This window comes from Verrucomicrobiota bacterium, assembly GCA_038744685.1.
In the GTDB taxonomy this organism is placed as follows: Bacteria; Verrucomicrobiota; Verrucomicrobiia; order Opitutales; family Puniceicoccaceae; genus Puniceicoccus.
Genome location: JBCDMB010000036.1, coordinates 20,319 through 28,710 on the forward strand (window position 1 = coordinate 20,319; position 8,392 = coordinate 28,710).

Here is an 8,392-nt window from a genome sequence, read left to right on the forward strand (position 1 = left end):
ACTTCGCTTACCATCGCTACCCACTCGTATTACTCCGGAAGAGGTTTTTAATGTCCTCCAGAATGAGGTAGACTGCGGGGACGAGGAATAGGGTAATAAACGTCGCGTAGAGTATGCCGAAGGCGAGGGAGGTCGCCATCGGAATCAGGAACTGCGCCTGAAGATTGGTTTCGAGAAGAATAGGGACCAGCCCTACGAATGTGGTGAGGGATGTGAGCAAGACGGGTCTGAACCGTCGCGCTCCAGAATTTCTAACGGCATCGAGAAGAGGCTCACCCGAGCGCACCTGCTTGTTGATGTAGTCCACAAGAACAAGGCTATCATTTACGACCACACCGGAAAGGGCGACCAGACCGAGGATGGAGAGGATGCTGAAATCCTGGCCAGTCAGCAAGTGACCGGCAATAGCCCCAACAATTCCAAAGGGAATGACAGACATCACGATCAAAGGTTGTGAATAGGAGCGAAAGGGAATCGCCAGGAGCGCGTAAATGACGAGAGCCGCCAACACGGCTCCCTTACCCATGTTGGCAAAGATGTCAGCTTGTTCACGGCGTTCACCCTCGAAGGTAATGTTCACTGAAGGGAACTCTCTCTGCAGATCCGGGAAGATGGTCTCCTGCAAGTCTTTCAGCACATCGTTGACGGATGCGGTCGCATCATCCGCATCGGCAAATATGTTCACCGCGCGTTGACGATTGACACGTCGGATCTCGGAGAAACCTTCGCCCATTTCGAGATCAGCAGCGTTGCGAAGGGGCATTGGATCCCCCTGTGCATTGCGTACCCACATATTTTCAAGAGTGGCGAGCTCTCCACGCTCCTTTTCAGGATAGCGAACCATAATCTTGATTTCGTCCCGTCCCCGTTGAATACGCTGCACTTCGTCGCCAAAAAAGGCACCGCGAACTTGGCGGGCAATATCAGTCTGGGTTAGGCCGGAGGTGCGCGCTGACGGAAGGATCTTCAGGTTGATTTCGTCTTTGCTGACTGCGTAAGAGTTTCGGATGTCGAAGATGCCAACGTAAGTGGCAAGCTGGTTTTGAATCCGGCCTGCGACTCTCTCAAGATCGTCGAAACTCGGCCCGGTCAACTGAATATCGATAGCAGTACCGGCAGGATTTGCTGCTTCCGCGAAGAAAGTGAGATCACGCACTCCCGGAAGATAACCGACTTTCTCCCGCCAAAGATCGGCCAGCTCGGGAGCACTCACGTCACGCACTTCCGGAGGCACCAGTTCGAGAGCGATTTCCCCTTGCTCGATACTCGATTCGCTAGTAGATCCACCTGGTCCCGCTTCCTGAAATTGAGATCCTCCCAGTGAGATCGAGAGATAACGGATCGGATCGCGTAAGCCCTGCTCCTGGAGGTCTTCACGAACTTCGTCCAACGCATTCGACAACCGTTTCATATTGGCCTCGGTCATCGAATAGGGAGAGCCTTCCGGCATGTTCATCAGTGCGAGAATGTAGTCGGAGGGGACCGGGGCCAAAAAGATGAACCGCACAATACCGCCTCCTACCAGACCGATTATCAGAATCAGGGTGGCAATAAAAATTGAGGCGGTTAGATACCTCCACCTCATTGCGACAGCCAGGAGGGGACGGTAGATGTTCTGAACGAAGTTTTCGAGACCATCTGCGACGGCAAGCTGTAGACGTCTCACCTTTCCGATCTTTTCGCGGTCCCGATTCCCTACGTTGCAAAGACTCAGGTGGTAGGGAAGGACCAGCTTACTTTGAACGAGGGAAAAGAGCAAAGCGGGGATAACAACCGCTGGTATTCCAAAAAACAATTTTCCGAATACGCCGGGGATGAAGAAGATCGGGCAGAAAGCGACAACTGTGGTGAGGACGGCAAAGGTGACTGGGACGGCAACCAGGTGTGTTCCCCGAATAGCGCTTTCGACGCCAGCACCGTTCTTCTGGAACTCGGAGAAGACGCTCTCGCCAACGATAATCGCATCGTCCACTACGATACCGAGTACGAGAATGAAACCGAACAAGGTGACCAAATTGATAGTCTGTCCCAAAACGGGCATTACCAAAATGGTGGCGAGAAATGAGATGGGGATTCCGATGCTCACGAACAAGGCGAGCGACGGGCGTAGGAAGAGGGTGAGCACACCGAGCACGAGAAGGAAACCAACCACTCCGTTTGTGATCAGAAGGTCGAGACGGTCTCGCAGATAGACAGAGAAGTCTCTCCAGACGTCAATACTCACCCCTTCGGGCAAACGTAGTTTTTCTTCGGCAACGTAATTTTCGATCTGACGGCTGATGTTGAGAGGATTCTGATTCCCAACTTCGAAGATCCGGACCATAGCGGCAGGAGAGCCATCAAATCTTGTAATGAGCGGATCGACGGTGAATCCGTCGACTACCGTTGCAACATCACGAACCCGAATAATGGCTCCACTTGGATCAGAGAGTAGGACAATATCACCAATGGATTCGCTGTCTTTGGCTAAGGTATTGGCTCGGAGAAGGATTTGCCCTTGCTCCGCTTGGATGGTTCCTCCCGGGAGGTCGAGAGAGGCGGAGCGCAGTTCATCCGCAACGTCATTAAAGGTTAGTCCAAATTCGCGGAGGCGGGCTTCATCGACCTCGACTGAAATTTCGTAGTCCCGGACTCCCTTCACGGATGCTGAAGAAACACCAGGGAGAAGAGTAACCTCATCGCGCACTCGTTCAGCAATCGATTTCAGACTTCGTTCGGTAAGTTCTCCGTGGATAGCGATGGTGATCGTGTCCCGTTGAATTTCCGGCTGCTCGACAATTGGCTCCTCTGCTTCGTCAGGGAAATTGTCAATGGCATCAATCCGAACCTTAATCCGGTCGAGTAAGTTCTGAACGGAGACTCCTCGTTCCACTTCGGCAACAACAGTTCCAAGACCCTCCTCTGCGGTGGATGTGAGTTTCTTAATCCCTTCGAGGTCTTGGATTTCCTCTTCAATCCGGAGGCAGATCCCATCTTCAACGTCCTCGGGCGCTGCGCCGGGATAAGGGACAGCAACCAAAACAACTTCCAGCTCGAACTTGGGGAATAGCTCTAACTTGATCGCCGTGGCCACCAACAGACCACCAACGGTAAGGATGATGGCGAGAAGATTGGCGGCAACGCCGTTACGCGCAAACCAAGCGATCATGAACCGTTGTCTTCGATACGAACGGGCATTCCGGGAACGAAAGCCCCAAGTGGGGTGAGGCAGATCAACTCACCATCTTTGAGGCCCGCCGTAATCACCATATCGGTTCCATTCCTTTTCCGGATGGTTACGGTTCTTTCTTGCAGACGATTTTCCGAATCAATGATTCGAATCTTATCCTCACCCACAAGAGCGACGATCGGTATGCGGAAAGCACTCGGGAGCACATCGCCGTGGATCTTAGCGCGAACGAAAGAGCCAAAAGCAATAGGGGCTTCCGGTTCGTTTTCATGGATTGCGAGAGGATCCTCAAACCGTGCAACTGCGCCCCGCAATCTCGTGACCGAGTCGGTATTTCCTTCCAACCGATCGATCCAACCCGTCCGCTCAACCAGGTTGTTTCCTTCTCCGGCAGTGAGGGTGACCTTTGGCTTCTCCTCGGGTGCTGCGTTGATCGCCGATGGAGTTGCTGGAAGCTTCAGGTGGGTTAGATCATCCCGTGAGAGAAATAGTCGCACTTCGGCTTCATTTGTTCCGAAAATCCGGCCAACCTCAGCGCCTGTTCCTGCTAGAACGTCTCCTTTGTCGACCAGGGTTTCGATTATCTGCCCGGCGAAAGGAGCCTTTATCTGAGTGCGTTCAAGGTTCATCGCCGCAAGGTCAAGGGCGGCCTGAGCCGAGTCCACCAAAAGGCGCGCCTGTTCCAATTGCGGTTCCCTACGGGCGAGTGCGGACGGGTTTTCGATCCCAACTTGGCGGAGATCCTCAATTGCTTGTTCGGCATCTGCTTCCGCTTGTATGAGAGCTGTCTCCGCGGAAAGAAGATTCGCCCGAGCCTCAGAAAAGGCCGCCTCGAAGTTGGTTGGATCCAAGCGAAGGAGGACTTCGCCCTCCTCGACAAAGAAGCCCGTTTCGAAACGTGGAGATACATCAATCACCAGACCACTTACCTCGGTGGCGATAGTCGCTTCCTTATCGGGCATGACCGTTCCCTGGGAGTGCACGATCAGTTGGGTTGGACGGGAGTCTGCAACCATGGCTTGTATCGGAGTTGTCGTTACAATGGGTTCCCTCGATTCAGGCTTTGGGCGGAGAAAGATCGCAGTTGCCGTCGTTGCCCCGGCAACAATGAGAACAAGAAAAGGTAGAAGAACTTTCATTATCGGCTGGATAGGGTAGTCTTCGGAGGAGGGTATGATTCGAACCCTCCGCCAAGAGCTGCATAAAGATCGATTCGGTTGAGAAGCGCAGAGAGCTTTAGATCGATCGCTTGAGTGAAACTCTCAAAGGCGCGGTTCTGTAGCTCGAGAACGTCGAGGAGGCTAATCAGGCCCCGTTCGTATTGATCGAAACCGACTTTGGCTGCTTCCTGTGCGAGCATAGCGGAACTCTCGGCGCGGAGAGCAGCCTCCCGAAGGAACTTATCGCTGTCCAATGCATCTTCCACTTCCCGAAAAGCAGTCAGAAGGGTGGACTCAAAATCAGCAATCGCAACGGCAAGGAGGGCTTCCTGTTGCTCAACCTGAGCCCGCAGCCTCCCTCCCTGGAAAATGGGCTGTAGGAGATTGCCCGCGATATTCCAAACCGTAAAATCACTGTCGAGGAGATCGGATAGTTCATCACTCGAGGTTCCGAAATTTCCGGAAAGGGAAAGGGTGGGAATCAGACTTTTCTCTGCAGAACTCACCCGTGAATCGGCGGCTGAAATGTCGAGGCTGGCTGCCTGAAGGTCCGGTCTTCGAGCGAGAACAGTAGACGGGATTGCCTCTGGAGGAGGATCTACAAGGGTGGGTAGCTGCGGTGCCGGTTCAAAATCTCCGTCGGGAAAGACGCCGGACAGGGTCTGGACGAGCCGAAAGGAGTTGCGCATTTCACGAGTCCGATTCTCAAGGATTGAGATCGAGCCTTCGACTTGAGAGCGGGCCAAGCTCAGTTCAAGGCTGCCGAGCAGTCCACGGTTTACCCGGTCTTCGGTGGCCCGCAGACTCCTCTCCGCGACCTCCAACTGTTTCTCGGCAATAGTAACCTGTAGCGTTAGTGCGGTTGCTTCGAACCAGGCACGAGCGACCGAGGTTGACAGGGCTAGTTGCGTTCCAGCAAATCGGGCGGCGCTTGCCTCTTCATCAAAGAGTGCCGCTTGTCGCGAATCTGCCAGACGTCCCCAAAGGTCAACTTCCCAGGATAGGCTGAGGCCGAGTTCGAAACGATTCTCAGTCTGTGTTTGAATCGTTTCACCTACTCCGGGAAAATCGAATTCCGTGACGGTTCGGCCGCGGCTTCCGATCGCTTGGGCGGATACCTGAGGGAGCCGGTCAGCACCGACAATACGGGTCACTGCCGTTGCGGCGCGAAGCTGTGCGGCCGCGGCTGCGATGTCAGGATTCTCTGCGAGCGTTTGTTCCATCAACTCCTCGAGTTGTGGATCGTCGAAGTCCCGCACCCAGAGTGCAGAGAAATCGGTTGGCTCGCTGGTTTCCTCAGAAAAGTCCTGATTGGGAAAACGTTCCTGCGCTGCTTCCTCGGCCAAGGGCTTTTGTTTGGACGCACATCCTGCGCTGATAAGAAACAGGAGTATCATAGCCGAAAACTGACGGAGTAGAGACATAAAAGGCGAACGGTATGGATTTCCTGAGTATTGGTCGAGGGGTAAACCCTCTCTTAGGAGATATGGCTGGTGACTCTTTTCTCGATTTGGCTTAGAATCTCTCGCAGTTCAGTGATGTCTTCCGACCGATCGATTGCGACTTTCGCTTTTCTACTATGAGGCAGATCCTTGAGAAGCGACTTGAGCTTAGGCCTCATCCAAGCAATCGAGCAGCCTTTTTGCTGTCCTAGGGGTGAGGCAACAAGCTCTTCAGCATAGAACAGCAGCGTCTCCAAGCGCTCGCTCAGTGTAGGTGGTGGAGGAACAGTGCCAGTCTTTAAAAACTCTTTCACTCTTCCAAAAATCCATGGATTACCCAAGGCCGCTCGACCGATCATGGCACCGGAACAGTCCGTGTCATTGCTGAGATGATGGATTCGATCCCAATCCTCGACACTACCGTTTGCAATCACGGGCACATTCCTCTCTGTGGCGACTTGCTCGATAACGGCCATGTCGGCGTCTCCGCGGTAGCCTTGCACTCTCGTCCTCCCGTGGATCGCGATAGCTTCCATACCTTCGTTTTCAAGGAGTCGGGCTGCCTCGGAAGCGACAATGGAATCTTCGTCCCAGCCAATTCTAATTTTTGCGGTGACGGGAGTTCGAGGAGTGGCTCCCCGAACGGCACCGGCGATCTTTGCGAGCTGCGGTAGGTTGCGGAGAAGAGAACAGCCTGCCTCGGCCCGAGTGACTTTTTCGGAAGGGCAGCCAAAGTTGAGGTCGATAAAGTCAGGTCGTAGTCGGCCTTCAATGAGACGAGCGGCTTCCGCCATCGAGTCGGTTTGAGAACCGAAAATCTGAACGCCCATGGGTCGTTGAAACTCGGAGAACTCGATCGTTTCCCATACTCCAGGCGCATTCCGAATGAGTGCTTCGCACATTACGAATTCCGATACCATGACATCGGCACCTTCTTTCTTGCAGAGATGCCGAAATGCGATGTCCGTAAAGCCCGCCATAGGCGCGAGGTAAAGAGGAAACTCGTCTGGTTTGAACCAGGGAAGTCGGTGCTTTGCCGATGATGCCATGAAGAAACAAACAAAAGCCTATGGAGAATAGGGCTACAATACAAACTCAGGCTTGATGACCAGCTACCGAAGGGGGCGATTTTGATCGGCGGGGCGATATCGAAAACGCCCCACTCCACCGTGGCGGACAAAAGTCCACGCTCCTCAAGACCACCCCGATGGAGCGCTTTAGTCCGCATCAGTGCCATTAGCCCGATACCGCGCACTTTAATTGCATGGCGCCTTGAATACCCTAAGTGAAACGGTACACAGGATTGCTAACGTTTGCTGTCAGTTACCTTGCCTATAAGTATCTCTCGCTACCGCCTACCAGAGATGATGGAGCGAAATTTTCCGTAAATGCGGAATTGCTACATCGTAACCAACTCTTTGTGGTGTCGGCCCATTTCAGCCACATGCAGAACAAACCGTCTACATCTGAGATTTGGTAGTCGAATCACCTAAAGATCAAATTCAAGTATTATGAAGATCAACCGACTTTCCCTCCTAGCACTTTTTGTTCTACTTGGTTTTGTCAGTGCCTCCCATGGTGCGATTCGGCTGGTTGGTAATTTCCAAACCGGCATGGCTGGCGCCCAAGAGGTGCGTATCACTGAAGATATCGATTTCACGATCACGGCAAATGGGCTCGTTCGGGAGTTTGTTTTCGTTGATTGGGTGAACTCCAGCGACGGCGGTCAGAGCGGGATTGGAGGGGTTCCAGGGTTCCCCCCGCAGAATATCCTCTATGAGCTTGAAGGCGCTCCTGGGACTGCGGCCCTGAATAATATTACTGATAATGCCATTCCTAGAGGAGACCTAACTGCTACTGACGGCTTTATTTCTATCTCTACCTTTCCTCCTTCCACTGAGATACCTGTTACGATTGGCCAGACATTGACGCTCAAAGCGGCCACCTACACCTTTGGCTCAAATGTCAACTTCAACTCCGAGATCGTGGCTGGTTTCTTCACGGGTGATATGTTTCTGGCAGATCGAAATGGCAACCGCCTCAGCGACAACACCTTTGTGCCCATACCCGAGCCCTCCTCCGCGTTGCTCCTCGGCGGCTTCGCCTGTGCCTTTGCGATGCTCTTGCGCCGTAGAAAAGCAGGTAAAAGGTAAGACGGTCGTTAACTTTATCTCCAGCAATAGCGTGGTGTCAGCGAATTAACCTACAGATTGACATCCCAAACCATGAAGGGACGCCGTCTCGGCGTCCGCATCGCTTGGCAATTCAGGTAATCAAACGGTCCGCGAGACGCGGACCCTCTAGCGACTCTTTGGTTGAAACAGCGAATCAGCTACTCAAAGGAGGTTAATAGAAGTGCCCTTTAGAAACGAACTTCGCTGACATCACACTAGTAGGAAAGAACTAAAGTTCCAGATATGCGTTTCGGCCGGTAGGGTGGAACCTTTGCTAGGCACCATTAGGCTGCGACTCAAGGAACTAGGTCGCGTGGACAAATTCCGGATCGAGCTGAAAAAGAGATGTTCCAGGGCAAAATTCGGCTTTCGATCCAAGGCGAATCGAGATTCGTTGAGGTGAGAAAACGGATTTTGCGCCAAATCAGCTCGAATCCAGCCACGGGA

5 protein-coding genes are annotated in these 8,392 nt (G+C 53.1%); 1 reads left to right on the top strand and 4 read right to left on the bottom strand.

Going from position 1 to position 8,392, the window contains the following annotated elements:
• Positions 1-16 precede the first annotated feature (16 nt).
• From AAGJ81_14620 to AAGJ81_14635, 4 genes are read right to left on the bottom strand one after another with little or no spacing between them, the layout of a single operon-like run.
• Complete coding sequence (locus AAGJ81_14620; protein ID MEM0967378.1) at positions 17-3,148, bottom strand: efflux RND transporter permease subunit; 3,132 nt, start codon at positions 3,146-3,148, stop codon at positions 17-19.
• Positions 3,145-4,308, bottom strand: coding sequence for an efflux RND transporter periplasmic adaptor subunit (locus AAGJ81_14625; GenBank protein MEM0967379.1), 1,164 nt, complete (start codon positions 4,306-4,308; stop codon positions 3,145-3,147). Before AAGJ81_14625 ends, AAGJ81_14620 begins: the two co-directional genes overlap by 4 nt.
• On the bottom strand, positions 4,308-5,753 hold the full coding sequence (locus AAGJ81_14630; GenBank protein ID MEM0967380.1) for a TolC family protein: 1,446 nt from the start codon (positions 5,751-5,753) through the stop codon (positions 4,308-4,310). The genes AAGJ81_14625 and AAGJ81_14630 overlap by 1 nt, the downstream gene beginning before the upstream one ends.
• A gap of 53 nt (positions 5,754-5,806) precedes the next feature.
• The gene (locus AAGJ81_14635; protein MEM0967381.1) at positions 5,807-6,820 is read right to left on the bottom strand and encodes a tRNA-dihydrouridine synthase; all 1,014 of its coding nucleotides are present in this window, start codon (positions 6,818-6,820) and stop codon (positions 5,807-5,809) included.
• Positions 6,821-7,282: 462 nt separating this feature from the next.
• Here AAGJ81_14635 and AAGJ81_14640 point away from each other — a divergent pair, with 462 nt between their 5' ends.
• Positions 7,283-7,924 carry a PEP-CTERM sorting domain-containing protein gene (locus AAGJ81_14640; GenBank protein MEM0967382.1) on the top strand — a complete coding sequence of 214 codons (642 nt, stop codon included), beginning with the start codon at positions 7,283-7,285 and terminating at the stop codon, positions 7,922-7,924.
• The last annotated feature ends 468 nt before the right edge of the window (positions 7,925-8,392 follow it).

Excerpts from the sequence above, each read along its gene's own strand:
- AAGJ81_14620 (MEM0967378.1), bottom strand. The coding sequence starts at position 3,148 with ATGATCGCTTGGTTTGCGCGTAACGGCGTTGCCGCCAATCTTCTCGCC.
- AAGJ81_14625 (MEM0967379.1), bottom strand. The coding sequence starts at position 4,308 with ATGAAAGTTCTTCTACCTTTTCTTGTTCTCATTGTTGCCGGGGCAACG.
- AAGJ81_14630 (MEM0967380.1), bottom strand. The coding sequence starts at position 5,753 with ATGTCTCTACTCCGTCAGTTTTCGGCTATGATACTCCTGTTTCTTATC.
- AAGJ81_14635 (MEM0967381.1), bottom strand. The coding sequence starts at position 6,820 with ATGGCATCATCGGCAAAGCACCGACTTCCCTGGTTCAAACCAGACGAG.
- AAGJ81_14640 (MEM0967382.1), top strand. The coding sequence starts at position 7,283 with ATGAAGATCAACCGACTTTCCCTCCTAGCACTTTTTGTTCTACTTGGT.